The following is a 20,728-nucleotide window of genomic DNA, read 5'->3' as shown; positions in this document are numbered from 1 at the left end:
CCCCCTTTTACTTATTCGCTGTTACATGGATGATTTCAAGCAAGAGTTCTGTCAGCTTGTTCAACTCATCAACAGGCATCCGCTCATTTTTCGTGTGAATTTCTTCGTAACCAACAGCTAGTGTAACTGTTGGAATACCTGCGCCATTGAATACATTACCGTCACTTCCACCGCCGCTAGTCATTAACTGTGGCGTTAGTCCGATATTCGTAATGGCCTTCATCGCCGTTTGCACGACTTCTGCGTCTTCTTCAAAACTAAATCCTGGATACATCAGCTGAACTTCTGTTTCAGCTGTTCCGCCCATTAGTTCAGCAGTCCGCTCAAATGTACGAATCATATGTTCTATCTGTTCATTCAGCTTTTCTTGATTGATAGATCTTGCTTCCGCTAAAATACGAACTTCATCACAGACAATATTCGTTGCTTGTCCACCTTCAAAGCGTCCGATATTAGCAGTTGTTTCTGAGTCAATGCGACCCAGGGACATTGCAGAAATCGATTTAGCCGCGATATTGATGGCAGAAACTCCTTTTTCAGGTGCAACGCCAGCATGTGCTGTTTTGCCATGGATTGTCGTCCATAATTTTGCTTGGAAAGGTGCAGCAGTTACAATTCCGCCAACTTTTTGGTCACTGTCGACAGCATAGCCGTATTTCGCCGTAATCAATGACGCATCCATCTCTTTCGCCCCGACTAGTCCACTTTCTTCACCTGCTGTTATAATGAACTGAATATCGCCGTGTGGTTTACCACTTTCTTTCAATGTACGTGCCATTTCAAATAGAGCCGCAATTCCTGCTTTATCATCTGCGCCAAGAATTGTCGTACCGTCAGAATAGACATAACCGTCATCACGCAATTCCGGTTTAATACTTTGACCAGGAACGACAGTATCCATATGACATGTGAAATAAATTGGATCGATGGCTTCAGTAGTCCCTTTCAACGTCGCAATAAGGTTACCTGCGCCATGTCCAGTGCGATCGTCAGAATCATCTTCCTCAACATCAAAACCGAGTGCTTCCATTTTTAGTGTTAAAACATCAGCAATCGCCCGTTCGTTTTTCGTTTCAGAATCAATTTGTACGAGTTCCAAAAATTCTTCTAGTAATCTTTGTTTATTCATTTAAAGCATCCCCTTAATTATAACGGTATATTACCGTGTTTCTTCTTCGGTCTAGTCTCTTGCTTGTTGCGCATCATGTCAAGTGCTTGCAATAGTTTAATGCGTGTTTCACGCGGATCAATAACGTCATCGACCATGCCGTGTGATGCCGCAACGTAAGGATTTGAGAATTTCTCTCGGTATTCCTCGATTTTTTCTGCGCGCATTGCTTCCGGATCGTCGCTATTGGCAATTTCTCTGGCAAAGATGATATTCGCAGCGCCTTGCGCACCCATAACTGCAATTTCAGCATTTGGCCAAGCATAGACAATATCTGCTCCGATTGATTTAGAGTTCAGTGCTACATAAGCACCGCCAAATGCCTTGCGTAGGATAACCGTTATTTTTGGCACAGTTGCTTCCGAATAAGCGTACAAAATTTTTGCACCGTGGCGAATTATACCACCATGCTCCTGTTTAATGCCCGGGAAGAATCCAGTTACATCTTCAAAAGTAATGATTGGAATATTGAAAGAGTCACAGAATCGGATGAAACGTGCAATTTTATCGGATGAATCAATATCAAGGCCACCCGCCATTACTTTCGGCTGATTACAAACGAGTCCGACCGGTTCCCCTTTCATACGGGCCAATCCGACGACAGCATTTCTTGCAAATTCCGCTTGAACTTCCATGAAGGAATCCGTATCAACGACTTGTTCGATAACCTTCCGAATGTCATATGGACGAATGGTTTCATAGGGCACAACATCAGCCAGATTTGCACGGTAATCATCTGCTTCGTCATAAGCTGCGACTGGCGGTTTTTCTGTATTGTTTTGTGGTAAATAAGCAAGTAATTTGCGGACATTTTCGAGAACAGTCTTCTCATCTTTACCACGGAAATGGGCATTCCCGCTGATTGAGTTATGTACTTTTGAACCGCCGAGGTCTTCAGACGAAATCTTCTCCCCAGTAACCGTCTCAATTACTTTCGGTCCTGTGATGAACATCTGGCTTGTTTCATCCGTCATGAATACAAAGTCCGTGATGGCTGGCGAATAAACTGCGCCGCCTGCACAAGGCCCAAGAATGACTGATATTTGTGGAATAACACCCGAGTAGATAGCATTACGGTAGAAAATTTCACCATAACCGTCAAGCGAGACGACACCTTCTTGAATGCGGGCTCCACCCGAATCATTCAGTCCGATGAATGGTGCACCATTTTTAGCAGCGAGATCCATGACATTGGCGATTTTCATGGCATGCATTTCCCCTAGCGCTCCTCCAAAAACAGTAAAGTCCTGTGAAAATAAATATATTGGTCTACCGTTAACTTTCCCGTAGCCAGTTACCACGCCATCGCCTGGGCCGACTTGCTTGTCCATCCCAAAGTCACGCGTACGGTGGATAACAAACGGATTTAATTCAACAAATGAATTCGGATCTAGCAGCAAGTCAATTCGTTCTCTTGCGGTCAACTTCCCTTTTTCATGCTGTTTAGCAATTCGCTCGTCTCCGCCACCAAGTTCAATCACTCTTTTTCTATCATACAATTCATTGATTTTATCATAGATATCCATTTTGTCAGTCCCCTTTGCCGCTTTTATCGCATAGCTCATACAATACGCCGAATGATGATTTTGGATGGAGGAACGCCACATCCGCTCCACCAGCACCCGGTTTCGGTTCTTCTTGCAGTAACTGAACGCCTTTTTCCCGCAGTTCAGCCATCCTTGAACGAATATCCGTCACACCGAATGCGATATGATGAACCCCTTCACCACGTTTTTCGATGAATTTCGCAATTGCTCCATCTTCCCCCAGTGGTTCCAATAACTCAAGCTTAATATTCCCAGCGTCAATGAAAGCTACGCGCACGTTCTGACTAGGGACCTCTTCAACTGCTAAAAGCCTAAGCCCGAGCGTATGTATGTAATAGTCTATTGATACATCGATACTTTTGACAGCGATTCCAACGTGGTCTACTTTTTGCATAACAATTCCCCCTCCCCCTATTGTACATTTTACCTCATTAAACGGCTAGATGTTGTGATATTCATAAATTCTGTTAAAATAGAATTATAAAGCTTAAGGAGTTTTTGACTAATGAGCAATCGTAAAGTACAGAAAGTCGTTGTTTTGGTAATGGTTGGAGCAATGCTTGCTTCAAGTGTTATGTTCGGTCTTAGCATGATCATGTAAAAGCAAAAAACAGTCCGTATGTGCAATCTAGCACATACGGACTGTTTTTTGCATTATATGTCTAGCCTAAGTTCATTTTCAGACGCCCAGCACTTTTCTTATAGTTCTTCGCAATATTCCTCAAATTGACTTTGTAGATTTGTCACAACAGACATTGGATCATGTCCTTCGATTTCATAACGTCCAACTTCAGCGACAAGCTTGCCGTCTTTCAGAAGTACGAATGATGGTGATGAAGGCAGGTGATCTTCTCCGAAAAGCATACGTGCTTGTGCAGTCGCTTCTTTGTCTTGTCCTGCAAACACAGTTACTAAGTGATCCGGACGTTTGTCATAATGCACTGCGTGTGCAGCTGCTGGACGTGCGATACCACCTGCACAACCGCAAACCGAGTTCACCATTACAAGTGTTGTGCCAGAACGTTTAAACGCATCTTCAACAAGCTCAGGCGTTGTCAGCTGCTCATAACCGCTAGCTTCCATCTCTGAACGTGCTTGTCTAAGGATATCATTCATATAAAGATCAAAATTCATATTCATGTTAATCAAACCCCTCTCTATTTACTTCTTTATCATAGCAGGACAGGGAGTTTCCTGCAAAAAATCGATTTCGAAATAATTAATAACCCAAAATGAAACCTTTTCCAGTTTCTTTCGTAAAACTACTAACTACTAATTATTCGACAAGGAGGAGAACGAAGTAATGGAATTCTGGATCATCGGTTCGGTTTTCGTGATGTACTTTCTTGTTATGATTCCAGTTCAATATAGCAATATTGTAGCTACAAAAAAAGAGCTTGAAGAATCTGGTTTAACGCATAACGATACATATGAAGTAATGAGTTTTGAGCAGCAACAGTTACAACTTAATCTACAAGGTAATCTCTTTAATTTACCCGCGACATTAATGGCACAGTATATTTATTTCATGCGCCATCGAGGCAACAAAAAGGTTAAATAGATGAAGGCTGTTGGAAAAGTCAATGTAATTTTCAAAAAGGTAATCCTACCTCAATCTTATCGAGGTTGGATTACCTTTTTTACTGTATGTTTATACTTAAATTTGTCAGTTCGTACACCATGTTAATAGAACCCCCCCCACACGGTTAAGATATCCACTTTGACAAAAAAAATATTTGAAAGAACCAATTGAAATACTGGAACTAAGTGTACGGTTGACTAAGATACTTAAAAAGAATGACATTCACACGCTAGAGGACCTTATCACTGAAGATACCTTTGAACTTGAATGTACGGGTCCGATTTTTAGGAAAGAGTTAGAGGAAGTAATTGACGAGATTATATTAGAAGTTCAATAAAACAAATATAACGAACTTTCCCTAATCTGATTGGTCGTTGTTTTTTTTGCAAACCCTTCTTTCTTTCGGATTCCACGTCCCCATGGACACCCTTGCGTTAGGCTAACTGTTACTTCTGCCTTCAAAGTTCGGGACTTGCACCCTATAGACTACTCCCATGCAGGGCGCACGATAAAAAATCCAACATATTTCTGTTGTGCCGGTACATTATTTTTCTTTAACCAAAGGAATGATTGTCCAATACGTAATAACTCTCCAGATCCAATCAAGTGGGCCCATTTTAAAATATTGTAGCCAAATCATACTGAACACCATCTGAATGGCACAAATTACTATGCATATATATAAGGTTCCCATATACGAAAGGTTTGCTGATAGATTAAAAACTCTACCAGCAAGTAGAATAAGTGCAGTTTGTCCTACATAATTGGTCAAGGCCATCCGACCATAATGCTTTAGCGGTGAAAGAACAAGTTTTATTACTTTTGATTGTAATAAAAGAAGCAACAATCCTACATAAAATGCTGACAGTACTGGGCCGACCATTATACCGGCTCTCAAAAATTTACTTACCGCGTCAATTGGCCCTTCTTCATCTATAACTATCATACTGAAAAACGGTTCGTAAGGTACTAATTGATACTGTGCATATAAGGCGAATCCACTGAAGATTAACGCGCTTGCTGTAAAGATAAAGAGACGTCTTTTTTCACCAAGGTTTTCAAAAATACGATATTGGCCACAAACCAAGCCCAATAAAATCAATGGAAATGTTAAGAGTAGTTTCTCTCCCATAACTGCAAACACGACAAGCAACATCATGCCTATAGCAAGGTTCACATGCTTGTTTACTTTAAAGAACGGTAATACAAGTAATCCGCATACAGCATAAACTGCTAATGCTTCTCCCGGTTGAAAAAACATATGAACCATCCCAAATACAAATAGAATTACTATTCTACGTAAAAACAATACATATCCATTTTGTTTTTTACTTCGTGCCCGCGTAAGAAAGATATAAAATCCCACTCCAAACAAAAATGAAAAAATGGAGTAAAAACGACCTTCTACAAATAAAAATAAAAATCGTTGATAACTTGCATCTATTGTATGCGGCTCAGGAATACCTATTTGAAGCAAAGCCAATATATTTACCAGAATGATTCCCAACAAGGCGAATCCACGTATATAATCCAATTCCTCAATTCGTTTATTCATTCTATATTTCTCCACTCCATTTCTGATTTCATTGTAGGATAAATCCCAATACCTATCCATCGGTTCGGGTGACGTTTACCTTACAGTTTTGCAACATCTAATAATTCCTGCTAGATCGGCTATTAGATGAAAGTTGGATTACGAATGAAGGAGTTGAACGAACAGCTGGGCACTTTTCTCCAATGTTTAATAGATGTAATTGAACAGCGAGACAGAAATTTGATGCATAATCTGACCCAAACGGTGATGTATGTACATTTACTTCTAATAGACATAACACCCGAATGAGGAAGTATTTAACTTCATTACTCAATAAAAAGCGGCCAACCACAATTAATTCTGTAGAGGGGCCGCTTTTTATTTGGTCTTGTTTAACCTTTCCACAGAAAACTGGACCAATAAAAAAGACCGTCAATTGACGATCTCCTCTTGTTGAACTAAAGCACCACAACTGTAGGCTTTTTCATTTCATATACTGCTTTAAAAATGGCTCAATTCCTGGATAGCTTTCATTTATTACGATGGAGAGCAATTGATTACTGTCGACGATACAGTGCGTCATTAACTGATGTAGGGCTGACGCTAAACATTTTTCAGCATTGATTTCTTCAACTAACTTACACGTTTTTGACTCCAATAATGCTATTACTTTACAATACTGTTCCTCCTTGGCTAAGGAAAGCACTGTATCAACTACATTTTTCTCTTGCACGAGTAGCCGAAGTGCTAAATGTAAGCATTTTTTTTGTGCCTGCAATTTTACCTCATCTACTATGCGGATAATAGGTGGCTCTGGGGGACGTGCATGAAGGAGAGTTTGATCAAAAGCCCAGACGTAAACACCCTCTCGATTATTAAAGTAGCTCGGATCTCCAAACTGTATCACACCACCACAATGCGTACAAACTGCCGTATAGTTTACATAAAACACATCAATCCCTGGCTTTTCCACATTTCTGTACGTCCTATACGGAATAAATACATCATGTGCGCAGAAAAGACAAATAAGCGGTCGGTTCAAAATAGTAATTCGACTTTCCTCACAGCTTAAATCTTCTACCATATCTAATCTACCTGTTTGTAAACGATATTCGTTTCCATCCCTTTCGCTAGTTGTTGGAACTGCTGAATATTACCACAGTCTTTGCAAGTTAAAGACTGCAGTGTTAATTGCTGCTTTTGCTCTTCATCAACAAACGGTACTACATCAACATATACTTCCCGATGACTAAAAATGACACCTTCACAGTGGGTACAGCTTAGCTGTTTACCTACAATCCTTATTTCATAATTACCACGTCTTTTGACCAATTTACGATATCCTCCCTTTTCTAAGCTTCGATAATATCCAAAATCCGCCCTCTGTTTAACTAATTGACTATGTATAGCTTTTCTTCTTCCACTTAACTGCTGTGTTGGTTAAACAAAAACAGTGCATTATTCTCTATTCGTTCTTATTCATTTGAATACCTCTGGAATTTGACAAATAAAAAAAGCTGCTCATCCATAATCTAATCTGTGGAAGTACCGCTTTTAATTTAAGATTATAGTCGACGGCATTCGCTTCCGCATAAACATACTTTGGACCGGCTGATTGTGAGTAACAGATTTCAATACCGATAGATGCTCGATTACCTTTGTCTTGTCCATCCCCTGCATGATAGATAGTAGCGTGTAAATGGGATAGCTTGTACAACGTGCTTGTCATCGATTGCGACGCGATAACCTACAACGGTTGCATTCCTTGTCATGTAAGCAATCTCATTAGCTGCCGTCGCATCATTGTACGTATTGTGGATGGTCACATACTCTGGTTTCATGGCGTATGGTACTTTTATATTCACCTGTCTATTTCACTACGACGCATAATGGTCCGAAAGTGAATAACAGAAACATGCGGAATTCATCTTGTATGATTAATAATCAATCTACCAATCTCAAATATTACAGCCTCTTCGAAGGACTGTACCTCACATAGTTTTTTTCTAGAGTCTTTTTTGTAAAAATACACTCCGTCAGTTTCAATCCAATCATACAGACAATGCATTTTCAACTTTTCAGCAGGTAATACTCCTTTTCTGTTAAGTATACCTACGCTTCCAGAGTGAAATCCATTCTCAATCAATCCTATTTTAAACGGCTCTATAAATACTGCTCTATGATTTAATTCATGATATAACCATTCTTCCCTACTAATATTAGAAATAGCTCCAATGAATCTTCTCGGAGACCACGGAATACTAAACACAACATCCTTACTAAAATCAAGCATTACAGAAGTTGTATTTTGACTATCTTCGTAAATTTCTAATGGAATGTTATTCTCTTTTAAAACATGATAAGGTGGATAAAAAAGATTATCTATTTTAGGAATATGATACTCTACAGTTGTCATAATAGGTTGCAACAATCTAGACTGTATTGAAAAAGCAAAAATATGAATTGCACGGTAAATGGGATGCTCGGAGTCATCTAACGATATATTTGTATTTTCGTTTATTATATTTTTAGCCATCAACATGCTATTCTCGAATTTTATATTTATTATGCGTTCCTCTTTTTTATTTTTACTTTTCCAAAACATATAAATCCCCCCTTTAACCCACAATTCTACAAAAGGAGGAATAATCCTTCATTTACTTCCCTGCTTCAACCTGCCCGGCCAAATATTCAGCCACCGGAACCTGATAAATCTCCGTGAGGAACGCGAAATACTTAATCGTCGCTTTCGGTTGGGTTTTCGACATCGCTCCACACCTCCAACCTTGTCGCATCTAGTGCTTCGTTAAATCCATCATCTTCGTACTGTTCAGGATCCTCGTTACCGAATGCTTTTGCATGAGCTATTTTCAATTTTTCTTGTTCAAGTTGACGTTTGAAGTGGTCTGGTAGCATATCGAAATGTTTGGATAGGAAGTCCATTGCTTTTTCTCGACTAGCGAGCTTGATAGATACTCCATCCTTACCTTGCTTAACTTCACTGATTATAGTTCCATCCACTTCATCGTCATTCTTGAAATCAAGATGACTCATCTTATAGGTGATCGGTTTGAAATTAGCATCCAACATAACCTTGCCCGTTTTCGGATGCCGTTGTTCCATCTCGATACTTCCGAACTCAACAAAGTCTGTTATGTCTGCAAAGGCTATTTGAATGTACTTATTCAACACATCCATCGCGGTAATGAAGACTTCCTGGTGCATTTCACCTTTCAGTCTTCTGACTTCGACTGCCACCTTAACATTTCTAAGCAACCGACTTCCATCGACGTGAGCACTATTTCTTGCATACCCACCCTTGATAGCTGCCATTGTCGCGTTAAAGCTCTTAATGTAGTAAATACAAAAAAGCCTCTGCTTATCGGTTAAATCATCCGTCTCGACAAAGACTTCTTTTGCTACCTTTTTCGTTGCGTCGCGCTTCACGTTTCCTCTTGACTATTTTTCTCGATTCTTTCTACTGCGAATGGTGGAATCTTTCACGCCATGCTTTCCGCTAAATCATTGAATTATATTTCACTTGTTTCCCACTCTTTCTGTATCTCTTCCCAGTTTGGCACATCACCGTCCACCTCCGTTATTTTTGGCATAGAAAAAGCACCACGACGGGTGCGAAAGTAGATGGATTAGTTCAACATCGAGTGTCGATAACATTCTACAAGATGATCATTAACCATTCCTATTGCCTGCATGTATGCATAAATGGTTGTAGAGCCTACAAATTTGAATCCTAGTTTTTTTAAGTCCTTGCTGATCAGATCTGATAATCCCGTTGACGCAGGAACATCCGATATTTTAGTCCATTTATTTTTAATCGGCTCATGATTCACGTACTTCCATAGAAAAGAATCTAAGCTCCCATATTCATCAATTAATGATAAATACGCATTAGCATTTGTAATGACAGCATTAACCTTTAACTTATTCCTGATAATACCTGTATTACTCAAAAGTTCATCTATCTTGTCTTGATCATACTTCACGATTATCTTAGGATCAAAAAAATCAAATGCCTCATTTATAGTTTCCCGTTTTTTCAGAATCGTTATCCAGCTTAAGCCCGCCTGTTTACCTTCTAAAATAAGTAGCTCAAACAGTTTATTTTCGTCATGAACGGGAACCCCCCACTCATTATCATGATATTCTCTTTCAGTTGTATTCGTTTCAGCCCAACTACATCTACTAAACGGAATTTCATTACTCATTAGAATCACAACCTTACTCATTTAATTATATTTGTCCAAAAATTTATTAACATGCATTACTAACACTTGGAATAAACAGCTATTTATTCCCTCAATATATAACCCCTCCACATGACATCATTCGTCATAAAAAGGGGAAACCCTCTATTTATCTCTCGTATGTATCGGGGCTAGTAAGAGAGGTTATATCGCTCGCACGCACCCCTTAAATGCTCCATATCCCCCGCATCAAGCGCCATATCAGTCTGTAACAACAACATGTCCTCGTCCGTGATATCCGTTTCAATACTCGGATGATGTTCCAAATATTGACGGAATATCTTGGATCCTTCCGACATCTCAGCCATAAGTTTTCGAGAGTTGATTTTCCCCATTTCCCCTAAAGCATTCGCACACTCAGCGATCGAAAAGCTCTCCATCAATCTTTTAAACTTTTCACGTTCATGGTCGTTGTTCATCCTTCTCCACTCTTTCTGAGTCATATGACAAATGAATTTTGATCCAATAATAATTTAGAAGTAGTCATCAATTACACCTGATTTTTATTTTATTATTGGTAAAAATCTAAATTAATATGAAAATAAAGCACTTTTGAAATTTTATTGACATGTATATTTTCTACCTTCGTTATAGATACTAAGATAAAATCGGGAGGTACAAACATGACCAATAAAAAACTTGAAGATATGGACAATCAAATTGAAACAGTAAGAAAGCAACTCAACAAACTAGCTAAGGAGAAAGCTCTATCTGACCCAAAAGTCGTTGAAACAAGCCAATTGCTTGATTTATTATTAAATGAATACGAACGGTTGAAAAATAAAGATTTATGAATCATCCATAATTCCTCCTCTTCAATTCACCATGCCGAAATATCCCAATCCGATTAGACTTCGTAAACCAAACCTCGTACGGCTGTCTGGGCAAAACCTTTATAACCCGTCCCTCATGCGATTTGAGATAGTAATAATCCTCAACCTCTTTCTTCTCCACATTGACGACGAGTTCAACCATGTCACCAAGCCCAAACGCTATTGTTGGCACCGTATCAAAAATAGTGAGTTTCTGCACCACTACTATCCCTCCTTCACAAAATGTTTGGCATACCATACTGCTGATTATTTTACTTTCGTTTTAAATCCGCACCAAAGGTAATTTAATGCATTAAATTACAATGAAGCTCTTTTAAAATGACTAAGTTATGGAGGCGAAAAAATTGAATCCAAATAATCTTGAAGATCATCTTAGTGATAAACTCGCCGTTGTGGGATCAGCGATTTCCACAATTGGTGATGCTATTTCAACCATTGCAGCAATTATGTCATTAGAAGAATCAATACTCGATGATGTCCAGCAACAACAAGATCAAAAAGAACAAGATCAGAAATTCCAAAAGATGCAAAAACAAATTGACGTCTTGACAAGTGAATTATCAAAAATTAAATCCTGATTTTTTGAGCAATCAATAATCACTTTGTTCATCTATGAATAAATCTTTCACTCCCATAAGACAAGGTCCATATTTTTAGTCTTACTCATACACTGAGTAAATGAGCTGATTACAAAATGAATCAAAGTTCCATGCAATCTTCCCCAAATAAAGAAGTTCTAAATGATATTTCGAAAGCAATTAATGGTGAGTACACAGCAATTTACTGCTATGAACTATTAGCGAACCAGGCTCCAAACAACGAAATAAAAAAACGCATTCTTGAAATTAGTAGTGATGAAATCAGACACTACGAAACCTTTTGGCATCTTTATATTTCTTTAACAGGAAAAAAAACTTCTCCTCAAATCACAAAACAATGTCCTGCCGATTATAGAAGTGGGGTACTCGCTGCATTTATAGATGAACAGGAAACCGTTGACTTCTATCACGATATTTCAAGTAATACCGATAACCCAGTTATTAGAGACGCTTTTACACGGGCCTCAGCTGACGAACAAAATCATGCCGTTTGGTTTTTATATTTTATGAATAATTATTAACAAAGCCAAAATCGATCATTATGTCTATTGCCAAAAACTTCTACGTTTAATGTTTTTCTTGTTCACCAATACTGTTGCTATATCACAAGATGACTGTGATAAAGACCACTGATTATTTTTAATCAGTGGTCTTTTTATTCCTTCGCTTTTTGTTTGAACTACGCATAATTTTTTCATGTTTTATTACAAGTAAAGCCGCATTTACAATAATGTTATTGAAATACATAGGTTATTGATTATAATAAATGTAATCGAACGTGTGTATTTAGTGACCGTTTTATAAAAGGAGACTTAAAAATGGATAAAGCTAGACTTCAATTATTTTGTCAGACACTACCCGGAACGACACATGATTACCAAGTAGACTGGCAAGCAGATCGTTATCATGTTGGCGGGAAGATGTTTGCTATGATGGGAGGAGACTCTCAAAGAAAGCCAATTATCACTTTAAAGTGCGAACCTACTCGTGCTGAAGAGTTGAGAGAAACATATCAAGGTATTATTCCTGGGCATTATATGAATAAAACACACTGGAACTCTATTTATTTTGATTCAAATCTATCCAACGATCTATTAGAAAATCTAATTCTTCATTCCTATAATTTAGTTTTTCAAAAACTAACTAAAAAAGTCCAAAACCAAATTATTTCGAAGTAGTTTTTAACAACATCTTTAGTGCTATTATTTTTGTTTTCCAATTGAAAGAGTAACTTACTCTTTCTTTTTTTAATTTATATCGGATTTTGAACCCAGCCCGTTAATTTGCCCGACCGTGCATCCGACCAATATAATAAATCCCTAACGCGAGTAACAAGGCAGAAATAATAAATGCCCGGCCTTCAAACGCAGTAATCATTGTCGTCATAACTTCCATCCCTCCCACTGATACAACAACCCCACACTCCGTTTATAACGTATTCCTCCGCCGCATAACCACATAATACATTACATTTTTCTCTCGTTTATCAAAAGCAGCCTTCGACCGACCGATTTCAGACAACAGTTCCCCGTTACGGCCATTCTCGACTCGCATAGCCTCCCACTGCATTTGCTTCATGCCGTCATCGCCTCCTCTTCGCCAAGTTCCGAAAGGAGCAATTGCACAGCTCCTTCCGGTGACTAGTCATACTCAGTAAAGGATTCAGCGTTGTAGCCGAATTTCTCTTCGACCATTTCCTGCGTAAATCGCTTCGGGACAAGGAGCCCGAATACTAAGAACAGTTACCGAGAGTTTCCCATGAGTGAAAATATCAATAATCTTTTACTTGTTTACAAAGAGTGGCATGAGCAGTCTATGGCGCCTTACCAGTCCCGGAACCCGCTTGGCTATGTATTTTCATTACTTACGCCGGAGAACCCCTTGGAGAACGGTACATGAAGCGTGTGATCGACTTGATATGCGAAAAAGAAAAAATTACCCACTTCACACCCCATTATTTTAGGCATACATTCGTTACGATCCAGTTATCAAATAACATACCGATTTCCACTGTTGCAGCACTAGTGGGAGATACCCCCGAAACGATTTATAAAACATATGCTCACTCGTTTGAGAAAGATGAAATTCAGGCATCTAATTTAATGGATGAAATCGTCAGTTTAGATTCTTTCGAAAAAGATAAAGAGTGAAATTGGGGTACATGGTTTTTTGCTCATTTATCATTAACAAAATCACTTGATGTATGTATCTCGCTGGAACTCCACAAACGTTGATATATCAATGTTTACAAAATAAAAAACGCTCGTAATTTCAACGGGCGTTTCAACAATTTTAGGATAACCATTTCGGTGGTGTGTCTTTTGCCCAATAGATATCACCGATTGAATAATGAGCTGTAAATTCATCAGCGGCAATATGATAGTGAAAATTGTAGTAGTAGCCGTCTTTTGGCCTTTTTTCAGTACGTACGTGGAAACGGATAAGATCTTTTCTGTCTTCTAGGTCGTATACATTGAAAATTTTCTCTGAGTAGTCTCCGGCAGGTTTTTCACTGATAGCAAGTCGGCGTTTATGTACGTCTCCTGAACTTGCAAGTGTCGATTGGATGGCTTCCTCAATTTTCGGGAAAATAACACTGTCAAACTCATCGGCGATTACCGGGCCGACTTTTGTTCCAAATTTCATGTATGATAGCTTCTTCGCAGACGTGATAAATAAATCTTCTATTGAATCCGAATTATCTTCTAAACTATCATCGACTAACGAGTCTTCTAATCCAATCGAATAATCATTACTTCGTGATGGTCCTACTGCGTGCTTCGAAACATCTTTGTCTTGCAAGTTTGTCCAAATTTCATGATTCGGTGAAATCGCACCGAATGTCAATAATGCTACGGCAACAATGAGCGTTTTTTGTAACCACTTTTTCATAACATCTCACCTGCAATTGTTTTTATTTTTGTTTACAATAGTTTATTTGACGAAAAAGTATTGAAAAGGTTTCTTCTTTCTTATTTTCATTGTACAATAAAAATGAAGATAATTGTATGTTTTTTTGAAGGAGGGTATCACTGATGGATGTGAATCTGTTTATCGGTATCGGAATGCTGGCATTGCTTGTGTATCTAAGCTCATTGAATTTCACCCACTAATATCAATAAACGCCGTCACCCTCTATTTTGAGGAGGACGGCGTTTTTCATTTTTCGATAAAAGCGAAATGAAACTTCGTATTCGGTCTGATTTTTCGCTGCATATTGAATTGCTCGAATACGGGTGAATCAAACCGGTCTTTCACAACAACACGTCGTTTACATACACGAAGTGCTTGCTTGATCCAGTCATCTGTCAGCACACTATGTACCCCAGCTTGACGCAGCGGCGTAAAATTAGACGATTCCGTAATAGGTGCATGAAACATCGGATCCATATAGACAATATCCCACGATGAATCAGCTTGATGGCTCAAAAACTCAATCGCTTCCGACTGGACGACCTCAATTCGAGTCATGGCCTGAACTAGTTGCTCCGACTCAGATGGGAACGAGCGCAGTCCTCGTCTGGTTATGAACGCGACAGCTGGGTCTGCTTCGACGCCCAACACTTTGCCGCTTTCACCTGTAACGAAAGAAGCAATGATACTGTCGGATCCAAGCCCAAGTGTACAATCGAGAAACGAATCATCTTCTTGTAATTGAGCTATCTCAATTAACGGATCCATTTCACCATTCAATAGCCTTTTCAATCTAAACGCTGCAGAATTGGGATGAAAGAAAAACGGTTCATCCATTCCAATACGATACAAATCATAGCGGTTTTTTCCCGCTACAATAACATCCGAACTGTGCGTGTTTTGTATTCGGGAAACCGCTTGCTTTTTACGTTCGACAATAGGATAGCCTAGAGTTTCAGACGCTTCTAGTGCTAGCTGCAGCGATTGATCATCAGGCCTGCCAGCGGTCGTGATGACTGTACTCATTATTTACAAACTTGATCGAGTACTTCCGATAGATGGTCTTTAATTTGCCCCATCTCAAAATTCTCAATTTGTTCCCTTGGAATAAAGTACGCAAGTGCCCCATCTTTCCAAAGTGCGATAGAAGGTGAGCTAGGAGGTACTTCAGGGAAATATTCCCGCATCATAGCTGTAGCTTCTTTATCTTGTCCTGCAAATACTGTGAACAAGTGATTTGGTTTATGTTCAGCTTCCTGTAATGCTTCCCTTACTGCTGGACGTGCAAGACCTGCGGCACATCCACAAACCGAGTTGATAACGACAAGAGCTGTCCCCTCAAGTGTCTTCATTGTTTCTTCAACAGCCTCAGCCGTCGTCAGTTCCGTAAATCCATTTTGTGCAAGTTCTTCACGCATCGGTTTAACGATGCCCTTCATGTAATCATCGTAAGCGTTCATATTTAATAATCCCCTTTCAATCTATTTAAATAGTGCTTGTTGTTAATGGTTTTTCCATCTTTCATATTACCTTGTCCTACGTATTTTTTCACTAAATAGCGACTATATAGCTAACTTAATTTCAACTTTTCGATTAGTTCGAGGATTGCAATGAAAATTCTACCCCAAATACTAAACATTATTTTACATACCTAATTATTCATTATTGGGAGAACATACGTCGTAAGAGGTGATTTTATGGCAAAGTTATTTCATATCCTTGTTATTTTATGCTTGATTTTTCCATCCATTATTTATTCGGAAACAAATGCTTCAGATGCAAAAGTAGCGTTTATTAGGGATGGCTATTTGTGGGTGAAAATTGATGATAAAGAAGAAGTACTGACTGTTGAAAAAGCAACATACCCTTATCCTCCACAATGGTCCTTCGATGGGAACTTGCTTCTTTATCAAAAAGAAGTCGAGGAATTAGTAAATGAACATAAACAGACCTCAAATCAATTGTGGGTATATGATATGAAAACAAAAAAGCACAGTAAAATCTTTTATGATGGACGAAATCCAAAATGGTCTCCAACTGAAAATATTGTTGCTTTTAGTGATGGTGGCGTATTGAATGTATCGGATTTTAAGAAATTCTATAATATTGCTTTAGGAGTAAACGATTACGAATGGCAGCCTGATGGGAAGGGTTTTATTGCCTCCTCTAGTGCTTCTCTTCGGCCGGATGGATGGACCAATCCTGTCCTGTATACGATTTCTATAGCGAATGGTTATCAAAACATCGGAAATTTAACGAAAAACGCGACAGAATTCTTCGTGATTCCAAAAGAAGTAGTGAAAGACGACGTGAAAGTTCCTTCGATAAACGCGGAATCATTTGCTTATTCTTCAGATAAACAATGGATATCCTTCTTTGTGACTCCAACAGCTTCATGGGCGATGGATAGTGATATGCTATGTGTGATTTCTGTAGACGGAAAAGAATTTGAAGTATTAGATGAAGTTATCTGGGCATTCACTCCAAAATGGGCATATAGCGAAAACTTACTCGGTTATATTGCCGGCGGCGGAAGAATTGTTTTTGGTTTTAAAAATAAAAATCTAAAGGTAACGGAAATTTCCACTTATCATTCTATAAACCTAACGCCAAAAAACTATGCGGAGATGGATTTTTCATGGGTTAATGATAGTTCGCTTATTGTTTCAAGGGTAAAGGAAAGTGAGTGGTCAAATGACGCTGAGAAACGCCCTAAAGCTTCCTTATACTTTTTAACGCTAGCTGGTCAAAAACAACTAAAAATAACGACACCACCAAAAAATAAAGGTGATTATAAGCCCGAATATTTACCTTCAATCGATAAAATAACTTGGTTACGAAAAAGCGATTTCGTTTCTGCTAAAGGTGATTTATGGGTGGCTGATATTGATGGTGGCAATGCAAATTTATGGATACGTGATATAGGGTTGTACACCTTTTTCCCCTCGGAGTAATCTGATGAAAATTAAAACAAACCATCTTCCCTTATTAGGAAAAGATGGCTTGTTTCGTTTTACACCATAAAATTAGGATCTTTCAAGAACCCTTGGCGAACGACAGCCCTTTGGTGGCAAGAGTATCACTGATAAGATCCATGGCTTTTGGACCCGTACCATGTAAATAGCTTCCCTGAGGTTTAGCGAACTGTTCATGCCGCCAGTAACCGGTACCTGAAAGCGCTCGTGTTGCCGGTTTTGATAATTCGTTTGGCAAATCCCTTTCGATGGCATTGTCGTTGTGCGGCACAATAATTTCCCCCTTATTCGATGAAGATGAAATAGTAACAGCTATTATTTTCTAAGCTCGCTCTTTATGCTATTTCAAACTCACCATAATCGCTATTGTAGCTGATGGTTCTTATTTCACACTCCTCAAAATAAATGACACGCACTTACTTACCATCTACCAAAAGGCCACGCTCAATCGCTACATACAAGAGCCCAATTGCATCCGAGTCCGTCAATGTTCCCTTCAATAACTTTTCATGCCAAGTTGCTGATAACGGGCCATCTGGCATCTTTTCAAGTCGTTTTAAAACGGCGCTTGTCGAATTGATAAGTGATTGCGATGATGGTGTATACAACTTATTTGTTCCTTCCTTTGGTGAAAGTATCTGATTGCCTACGGAAGCAGTTAGCAGTTGCAATTTAAAGTATATAGCCAATCCTTCTGCGATTGCCTCACCTTGGGCTTGCAAATAGTGATCATCCCGTAACTTTAGTATGTCAACTGTTGAATCCATAAAGCCTCCCTCACTTAAGAATGCTGGCATAGCAGATTCCCGAAGAACGTGGAAGTTGGCACGCTTCATACCACGATCACTCAACCCCATGGCCATAACAATCCTAGGATGAATAGCACCAGCAATTTCCTTTGATTTTGGATTCGCTGTTGGGTTGTCCATTGTATATGTTTCAATACCGCTATGGCTGCCCCACTTATCCGTAAGGGTATTATGATGGATAGAAGCATATACATCGGCTTGCCATTCGTTCGCTAGAGTAGTGCGTTTAGCAAGCGGAACATCTGTCTGACCGGTCGGATCATCCACACGTAGAATTTCCACATTTTTGTATGTCTTTAGTTTAGCAATAGCGTATTTGGCTACTTTATTGTTAAACGACCACTCCCGTTCGTCATCCGGTGAACGTTTACCTGGTGTATTGAATCCGTGCCCAGCATCGATTACGATTTTAACCATTTTGTGACACCTCCTTTTTGTGCCCTATTAAAAAGTATTTGTTTTTTTAAATTGCCACAGCAATCCAAAGATACTTTTCTATCTATACTATTCACAAAGCGTTTTTGAATGGCGGCACTTGTCCGATTTTAAACAAATATGTAGAGGACATGCCAAAACTTAACGTTTTCAGATGTCTCAATTATATTGAACAAATGAATAATTATATAAACAAAGCGAAGGCGCTTTTCAAAAAGTAGCCGGAGCCCTAAGACCGGCGATATCCCCTTGTACCGGAACTAGACTTCTTTATTTCAACAAATATATTTAGTTGATTCTCAAGACTTTTTGAGTTTAGTTTTGTTAAACGGCAATCCTAATTGTTTCCTATAAAAATTGAAATTCAGTTCGACGTGGTGCAATAAACGCTTATTTTTATCAAATAACTTTAAACTATCTTCGTAGTGTTCCCATCGGATTTCCTTTTTAATGGACCAAATAATCGAATCTAAATCAGGATCAACTAGCTCATAGTTTCTTTTAATAACGTCTTCAATTTCAAAAAAAGACTCTTTTGTAATCCCGTCATATCCGTCGCCTGGCACAATTGCCGCAACTAGTAACTTTAATACTGGAGTGTAAACGTTTTTCAAGATTTCTGTTTTATATTTAACCGCTTCGTTTCGAATCTCTTTCATTAGTTGAAAATGATAGTTAAAAAAACTTGTGATGATGATTGTAATTGAAGAACTGACTAACGCGATGATGACTTCTTTCACTGCCTTCTCTCCTTTATTTAGCCGATATAGTCATTATATTCAGGTCACGAAAGACAGTGTCTACATTATCAGACAATAACAAGCAGCCACCTACTCAAATGAGTAAGTGGCTGCTTTTAAACTCTGTTAGTTTTGTTCGACTTTTTCTCTTGAAAGTCCGAAATACGCGAGGACTGCAATTAAACTTGAAGCGAAGATAATGGCTCCCATCGGAATTGCGGTTTCTTCCCCTGCTATTCCGACAAGTGGTGCCGTAATTGCGCCTAAAATGAATGGCAGTAAACCAAGTAATGCGGATGCACTACCCGCAATATGCCCTTGCTTTTCCATTGCGAGTGAAAAGGATGATGTCGAAATAACACCAATCGAAGCGACGAAAAAGAAGATAGGCACAACGATTGTGAAAAGTGGACCATTCATTAACACGGCTATCAATAGCAATGTACCTGAAGTGATAGAGATGAATAAACCCGATTCTAAAAATCGTTTTTCTGAGACCACACCCGTTAAGCGTCCTACTACCTGGGTCCCGATGATTAGTCCAAATCCGTTCATACCGAATAATATGCTGAATGTCTGTGGTGAGACTCCGTATATATTTTGATAAACAAACGGTGTCCCAGCGACATATGCAAAAATGCCGGCCATGATGAAACCTTGTGCAAGTGCATACCCCATGAACTGTCTGTTTTTTAACAGAGACAGAAAGTTTTTTAATGTATGAGATAGATTACTTGGTACGCGCATTTCTTCTGGCAATGTTTCATCCATTCTCCATAGAACAATGACAAATAGTAAAAAGCCGATTGCGCTTAAAACCGCAAATACACCAGTCCACTCAGTAAACGCAAGGATGCCCCCTCCAAGAACTGGTGCGAGGATTGGCGCCAAGTTATTAATTAGCATGAGTAAAGCGAAAAACTTCGTCAATTCTCGTCCGCTATATAAATCTCTGACGACAGCCCTTGAAATGACGATACCCGCAGCCGCAGCAAAGCCTTGCAAGAAACGTGCTGCAATGAAGAACCCGATATTCGGGGAAAATACACATAAAACTGAAGCTACAAAATAGACAATAAGTGCAATAAGCAACGGCTTTTTCCGTCCATGGACATCACTCATTGGGCCGAGAATAAGTTGACCTAACCCGATACCTAGTAGGCAGGCGGTTAGGCTTACCTGTACATAGGTAGCCGTAGTGTCAAAAGCACTTACGATTGTCGGGAATGAGGGTAGATACATATCAATTGTTAACGGACCCATCGCTGCTAGTGTTCCGAGAAGTAATGCAAATCGTATTCGTTTATTTCCTTTAAGTGGTCCCATGA

General features: G+C 39.1%; 30 protein-coding genes. 9 read left to right on the top strand and 21 right to left on the bottom strand.

Annotation, left to right across the window (positions count from 1 at the left end; all coding sequences use genetic code 11):
• Nucleotides 1-7: 7 nt before the first annotated feature.
• From H7992_RS12395 to mce, 3 genes are read right to left on the bottom strand one after another with little or no spacing between them, the layout of a single operon-like run.
• Nucleotides 8-1,129, bottom strand: a complete 1,122-nt coding sequence (locus H7992_RS12395) for a M20/M25/M40 family metallo-hydrolase (protein ID WP_187044801.1) — start codon at nt 1,127-1,129, stop codon at nt 8-10.
• A gap of 17 nt (nt 1,130-1,146) precedes the next feature.
• Nucleotides 1,147-2,694 (bottom strand): acyl-CoA carboxylase subunit beta, encoded by a 1,548-nt coding sequence (locus tag H7992_RS12390; RefSeq protein WP_187044800.1) that lies wholly within the window; start codon nt 2,692-2,694, stop codon nt 1,147-1,149.
• A gap of 4 nt (nt 2,695-2,698) precedes the next feature.
• Nucleotides 2,699-3,109, bottom strand: coding sequence for a methylmalonyl-CoA epimerase (mce, locus tag H7992_RS12385; RefSeq protein WP_187044799.1), 411 nt, complete (start codon nt 3,107-3,109; stop codon nt 2,699-2,701).
• A gap of 111 nt (nt 3,110-3,220) precedes the next feature.
• Between mce and prli42 the strand changes: the two genes are divergently transcribed.
• The gene (gene prli42, locus H7992_RS12380) at nt 3,221-3,316 is read left to right on the top strand and encodes a stressosome-associated protein Prli42 (RefSeq protein WP_156476017.1); all 96 of its coding nucleotides are present in this window, start codon (nt 3,221-3,223) and stop codon (nt 3,314-3,316) included.
• Nucleotides 3,317-3,414: 98 nt separating this feature from the next.
• On the opposite strand, the gene H7992_RS12375 is transcribed toward prli42, so the two are convergent.
• Nucleotides 3,415-3,855 (bottom strand): BrxA/BrxB family bacilliredoxin, encoded by a 441-nt coding sequence (locus H7992_RS12375; RefSeq protein WP_067209130.1) that lies wholly within the window; start codon nt 3,853-3,855, stop codon nt 3,415-3,417.
• A 163-nt stretch (nt 3,856-4,018) separates the two neighbouring features.
• Here H7992_RS12375 and H7992_RS12370 point away from each other — a divergent pair, with 163 nt between their 5' ends.
• Together H7992_RS12370 and H7992_RS12365 are read left to right on the top strand one after the other, a co-directional pair.
• Nucleotides 4,019-4,276 carry a DUF3949 domain-containing protein gene (locus tag H7992_RS12370; protein WP_187044798.1) on the top strand — a complete coding sequence of 86 codons (258 nt, stop codon included), beginning with the start codon at nt 4,019-4,021 and terminating at the stop codon, nt 4,274-4,276.
• 214 nt (nt 4,277-4,490) lie between these two features.
• Complete coding sequence (locus tag H7992_RS12365; RefSeq protein ID WP_255428417.1) at nt 4,491-4,634, top strand: hypothetical protein; 144 nt, start codon at nt 4,491-4,493, stop codon at nt 4,632-4,634.
• A 207-nt stretch (nt 4,635-4,841) separates the two neighbouring features.
• Here H7992_RS12365 and H7992_RS12360 read toward each other — a convergent pair whose 3' ends face one another.
• The 8 genes from H7992_RS12360 to H7992_RS12325 form a co-directional block, all read right to left on the bottom strand.
• Nucleotides 4,842-5,852, bottom strand: a complete 1,011-nt coding sequence (locus H7992_RS12360) for a DUF418 domain-containing protein (RefSeq protein WP_187047739.1) — start codon at nt 5,850-5,852, stop codon at nt 4,842-4,844.
• Nucleotides 5,853-6,315: 463 nt separating this feature from the next.
• The gene (locus tag H7992_RS12355) at nt 6,316-6,804 is read right to left on the bottom strand and encodes a hypothetical protein (RefSeq protein WP_187047738.1); all 489 of its coding nucleotides are present in this window, start codon (nt 6,802-6,804) and stop codon (nt 6,316-6,318) included.
• 113 nt (nt 6,805-6,917) lie between these two features.
• Nucleotides 6,918-7,163: a hypothetical protein gene (locus tag H7992_RS12350; RefSeq protein WP_187047737.1), complete on the bottom strand. Its 246-nt coding sequence runs from the start codon at nt 7,161-7,163 to the stop codon at nt 6,918-6,920.
• Nucleotides 7,164-7,483: 320 nt separating this feature from the next.
• Nucleotides 7,484-7,696, bottom strand: coding sequence for a hypothetical protein (locus tag H7992_RS12345; RefSeq protein ID WP_187047736.1), 213 nt, complete (start codon nt 7,694-7,696; stop codon nt 7,484-7,486).
• 59 nt (nt 7,697-7,755) lie between these two features.
• Nucleotides 7,756-8,436 carry a DUF6710 family protein gene (locus H7992_RS12340; RefSeq protein ID WP_187047735.1) on the bottom strand — a complete coding sequence of 227 codons (681 nt, stop codon included), beginning with the start codon at nt 8,434-8,436 and terminating at the stop codon, nt 7,756-7,758.
• Between the two features lie 131 nt (nt 8,437-8,567).
• Nucleotides 8,568-9,278, bottom strand: a complete 711-nt coding sequence (locus H7992_RS12335) for a terminase small subunit (protein ID WP_222618016.1) — start codon at nt 9,276-9,278, stop codon at nt 8,568-8,570.
• Nucleotides 9,279-9,478: 200 nt separating this feature from the next.
• The gene (locus H7992_RS12330) at nt 9,479-10,057 is read right to left on the bottom strand and encodes a DNA-3-methyladenine glycosylase I (RefSeq protein ID WP_187047734.1); all 579 of its coding nucleotides are present in this window, start codon (nt 10,055-10,057) and stop codon (nt 9,479-9,481) included.
• Nucleotides 10,058-10,227: 170 nt separating this feature from the next.
• A complete protein-coding gene (locus tag H7992_RS12325) occupies nt 10,228-10,515 on the bottom strand; it encodes a hypothetical protein (RefSeq protein WP_067209106.1) in 288 nt (95 codons plus the stop codon).
• Between the two features lie 204 nt (nt 10,516-10,719).
• Between H7992_RS12325 and H7992_RS12320 the strand changes: the two genes are divergently transcribed.
• A complete protein-coding gene (locus H7992_RS12320; RefSeq protein ID WP_187047733.1) occupies nt 10,720-10,890 on the top strand; it encodes an aspartyl-phosphate phosphatase Spo0E family protein in 171 nt (56 codons plus the stop codon).
• Nucleotide 10,891: 1 nt separating this feature from the next.
• Here the strand turns inward: H7992_RS12320 and H7992_RS12315 are convergent, their stop codons facing one another.
• Complete coding sequence (locus H7992_RS12315; protein ID WP_067209103.1) at nt 10,892-11,131, bottom strand: hypothetical protein; 240 nt, start codon at nt 11,129-11,131, stop codon at nt 10,892-10,894.
• A gap of 142 nt (nt 11,132-11,273) precedes the next feature.
• On the opposite strand from H7992_RS12315, the gene H7992_RS12310 reads away from it, so the two are divergent.
• The 3 genes from H7992_RS12310 to H7992_RS12300 all read left to right on the top strand — a co-directional run bounded on the left by H7992_RS12310 (nt 11,274) and on the right by H7992_RS12300 (nt 12,706).
• Nucleotides 11,274-11,507 carry a hypothetical protein gene (locus H7992_RS12310; RefSeq protein ID WP_067209100.1) on the top strand — a complete coding sequence of 78 codons (234 nt, stop codon included), beginning with the start codon at nt 11,274-11,276 and terminating at the stop codon, nt 11,505-11,507.
• 116 nt (nt 11,508-11,623) lie between these two features.
• Nucleotides 11,624-12,049 carry a ferritin family protein gene (locus tag H7992_RS12305; protein WP_187047732.1) on the top strand — a complete coding sequence of 142 codons (426 nt, stop codon included), beginning with the start codon at nt 11,624-11,626 and terminating at the stop codon, nt 12,047-12,049.
• Nucleotides 12,050-12,346: 297 nt separating this feature from the next.
• The gene (locus tag H7992_RS12300) at nt 12,347-12,706 is read left to right on the top strand and encodes an MmcQ/YjbR family DNA-binding protein (RefSeq protein WP_067209091.1); all 360 of its coding nucleotides are present in this window, start codon (nt 12,347-12,349) and stop codon (nt 12,704-12,706) included.
• Nucleotides 12,707-12,956: 250 nt separating this feature from the next.
• Here the strand turns inward: H7992_RS12300 and H7992_RS12295 are convergent, their stop codons facing one another.
• On the bottom strand, nt 12,957-13,106 hold the full coding sequence (locus H7992_RS12295) for a hypothetical protein (RefSeq protein WP_156476014.1): 150 nt from the start codon (nt 13,104-13,106) through the stop codon (nt 12,957-12,959).
• Between the two features lie 317 nt (nt 13,107-13,423).
• Here H7992_RS12295 and H7992_RS12290 point away from each other — a divergent pair, with 317 nt between their 5' ends.
• Entirely contained in the window at nt 13,424-13,678 is a 255-nt protein-coding gene (locus H7992_RS12290; RefSeq protein WP_067209088.1) for a tyrosine-type recombinase/integrase, read from the top strand.
• Nucleotides 13,679-13,820: 142 nt separating this feature from the next.
• Here H7992_RS12290 and H7992_RS12285 read toward each other — a convergent pair whose 3' ends face one another.
• The 3 genes from H7992_RS12285 to H7992_RS12275 form a co-directional block, all read right to left on the bottom strand.
• Entirely contained in the window at nt 13,821-14,420 is a 600-nt protein-coding gene (locus H7992_RS12285) for a YpjP family protein (protein ID WP_067209085.1), read from the bottom strand.
• 267 nt (nt 14,421-14,687) lie between these two features.
• Nucleotides 14,688-15,467, bottom strand: a complete 780-nt coding sequence (locus tag H7992_RS12280) for a class I SAM-dependent methyltransferase (protein ID WP_067209082.1) — start codon at nt 15,465-15,467, stop codon at nt 14,688-14,690.
• Nucleotides 15,467-15,901: a BrxA/BrxB family bacilliredoxin gene (locus H7992_RS12275; protein ID WP_067209080.1), complete on the bottom strand. Its 435-nt coding sequence runs from the start codon at nt 15,899-15,901 to the stop codon at nt 15,467-15,469. Before H7992_RS12275 ends, H7992_RS12280 begins: the two co-directional genes overlap by 1 nt.
• A 237-nt stretch (nt 15,902-16,138) precedes the next feature.
• Between H7992_RS12275 and H7992_RS12270 the strand changes: the two genes are divergently transcribed.
• Nucleotides 16,139-17,395, top strand: coding sequence for a TolB domain-containing protein (locus H7992_RS12270; protein ID WP_067209078.1), 1,257 nt, complete (start codon nt 16,139-16,141; stop codon nt 17,393-17,395).
• An 82-nt stretch (nt 17,396-17,477) separates the two neighbouring features.
• Here the strand turns inward: H7992_RS12270 and H7992_RS12265 are convergent, their stop codons facing one another.
• The 4 genes from H7992_RS12265 to H7992_RS12250 all read right to left on the bottom strand — a co-directional run bounded on the left by H7992_RS12265 (nt 17,478) and on the right by H7992_RS12250 (nt 20,726).
• The gene (locus H7992_RS12265) at nt 17,478-17,687 is read right to left on the bottom strand and encodes a helix-hairpin-helix domain-containing protein (protein WP_067209075.1); all 210 of its coding nucleotides are present in this window, start codon (nt 17,685-17,687) and stop codon (nt 17,478-17,480) included.
• A gap of 145 nt (nt 17,688-17,832) precedes the next feature.
• A complete protein-coding gene (locus H7992_RS12260) occupies nt 17,833-18,642 on the bottom strand; it encodes an N-acetylmuramoyl-L-alanine amidase family protein (RefSeq protein ID WP_067209073.1) in 810 nt (269 codons plus the stop codon).
• Between the two features lie 317 nt (nt 18,643-18,959).
• A complete protein-coding gene (locus H7992_RS12255) occupies nt 18,960-19,400 on the bottom strand; it encodes a hypothetical protein (RefSeq protein ID WP_067209070.1) in 441 nt (146 codons plus the stop codon).
• A gap of 126 nt (nt 19,401-19,526) precedes the next feature.
• Nucleotides 19,527-20,726, bottom strand: coding sequence for a Bcr/CflA family multidrug efflux MFS transporter (locus H7992_RS12250; protein WP_067209068.1), 1,200 nt, complete (start codon nt 20,724-20,726; stop codon nt 19,527-19,529).
• Nucleotides 20,727-20,728 lie beyond the last annotated feature (2 nt).

Origin of the sequence: Sporosarcina sp. resist (assembly GCF_014302295.1) — a bacterium.
Lineage (GTDB): Bacteria > Bacillota > Bacilli > Bacillales_A > Planococcaceae > Sporosarcina > Sporosarcina psychrophila.
The sequence above is the reverse complement of the archived record's forward strand: the minus strand, read 5'-3'. Positions and strand labels throughout refer to the sequence as shown.

What these genes read in the sequence shown, in the direction of transcription:
- H7992_RS12395 (WP_187044801.1), bottom strand. Translation starts at nt 1,129, where the DNA reads ATGAATAAACAAAGATTACTAGAAGAATTTTTGGAACTCGTACAAATT.
- H7992_RS12390 (WP_187044800.1), bottom strand. Translation starts at nt 2,694, where the DNA reads ATGGATATCTATGATAAAATCAATGAATTGTATGATAGAAAAAGAGTG.
- mce (WP_187044799.1), bottom strand. Translation starts at nt 3,109, where the DNA reads ATGCAAAAAGTAGACCACGTTGGAATCGCTGTCAAAAGTATCGATGTA.
- prli42 (WP_156476017.1), top strand. Translation starts at nt 3,221, where the DNA reads ATGAGCAATCGTAAAGTACAGAAAGTCGTTGTTTTGGTAATGGTTGGA.
- H7992_RS12375 (WP_067209130.1), bottom strand. Translation starts at nt 3,855, where the DNA reads ATGAATATGAATTTTGATCTTTATATGAATGATATCCTTAGACAAGCA.
- H7992_RS12370 (WP_187044798.1), top strand. Translation starts at nt 4,019, where the DNA reads ATGGAATTCTGGATCATCGGTTCGGTTTTCGTGATGTACTTTCTTGTT.
- H7992_RS12360 (WP_187047739.1), bottom strand. Translation starts at nt 5,852, where the DNA reads ATGAATAAACGAATTGAGGAATTGGATTATATACGTGGATTCGCCTTG.
- H7992_RS12340 (WP_187047735.1), bottom strand. Translation starts at nt 8,436, where the DNA reads ATGTTTTGGAAAAGTAAAAATAAAAAAGAGGAACGCATAATAAATATA.
- H7992_RS12330 (WP_187047734.1), bottom strand. Translation starts at nt 10,057, where the DNA reads ATGAGTAATGAAATTCCGTTTAGTAGATGTAGTTGGGCTGAAACGAAT.
- H7992_RS12325 (WP_067209106.1), bottom strand. Translation starts at nt 10,515, where the DNA reads ATGAACAACGACCATGAACGTGAAAAGTTTAAAAGATTGATGGAGAGC.
- H7992_RS12320 (WP_187047733.1), top strand. Translation starts at nt 10,720, where the DNA reads ATGACCAATAAAAAACTTGAAGATATGGACAATCAAATTGAAACAGTA.
- H7992_RS12305 (WP_187047732.1), top strand. Translation starts at nt 11,624, where the DNA reads ATGAATCAAAGTTCCATGCAATCTTCCCCAAATAAAGAAGTTCTAAAT.
- H7992_RS12300 (WP_067209091.1), top strand. Translation starts at nt 12,347, where the DNA reads ATGGATAAAGCTAGACTTCAATTATTTTGTCAGACACTACCCGGAACG.
- H7992_RS12295 (WP_156476014.1), bottom strand. Translation starts at nt 13,106, where the DNA reads ATGAAGCAAATGCAGTGGGAGGCTATGCGAGTCGAGAATGGCCGTAAC.
- H7992_RS12290 (WP_067209088.1), top strand. Translation starts at nt 13,424, where the DNA reads ATGAAGCGTGTGATCGACTTGATATGCGAAAAAGAAAAAATTACCCAC.
- H7992_RS12285 (WP_067209085.1), bottom strand. Translation starts at nt 14,420, where the DNA reads ATGAAAAAGTGGTTACAAAAAACGCTCATTGTTGCCGTAGCATTATTG.
- H7992_RS12280 (WP_067209082.1), bottom strand. Translation starts at nt 15,467, where the DNA reads ATGAGTACAGTCATCACGACCGCTGGCAGGCCTGATGATCAATCGCTG.
- H7992_RS12275 (WP_067209080.1), bottom strand. Translation starts at nt 15,901, where the DNA reads ATGAACGCTTACGATGATTACATGAAGGGCATCGTTAAACCGATGCGT.
- H7992_RS12270 (WP_067209078.1), top strand. Translation starts at nt 16,139, where the DNA reads ATGGCAAAGTTATTTCATATCCTTGTTATTTTATGCTTGATTTTTCCA.
- H7992_RS12260 (WP_067209073.1), bottom strand. Translation starts at nt 18,642, where the DNA reads ATGGTTAAAATCGTAATCGATGCTGGGCACGGATTCAATACACCAGGT.
- H7992_RS12250 (WP_067209068.1), bottom strand. Translation starts at nt 20,726, where the DNA reads ATGGGACCACTTAAAGGAAATAAACGAATACGATTTGCATTACTTCTC.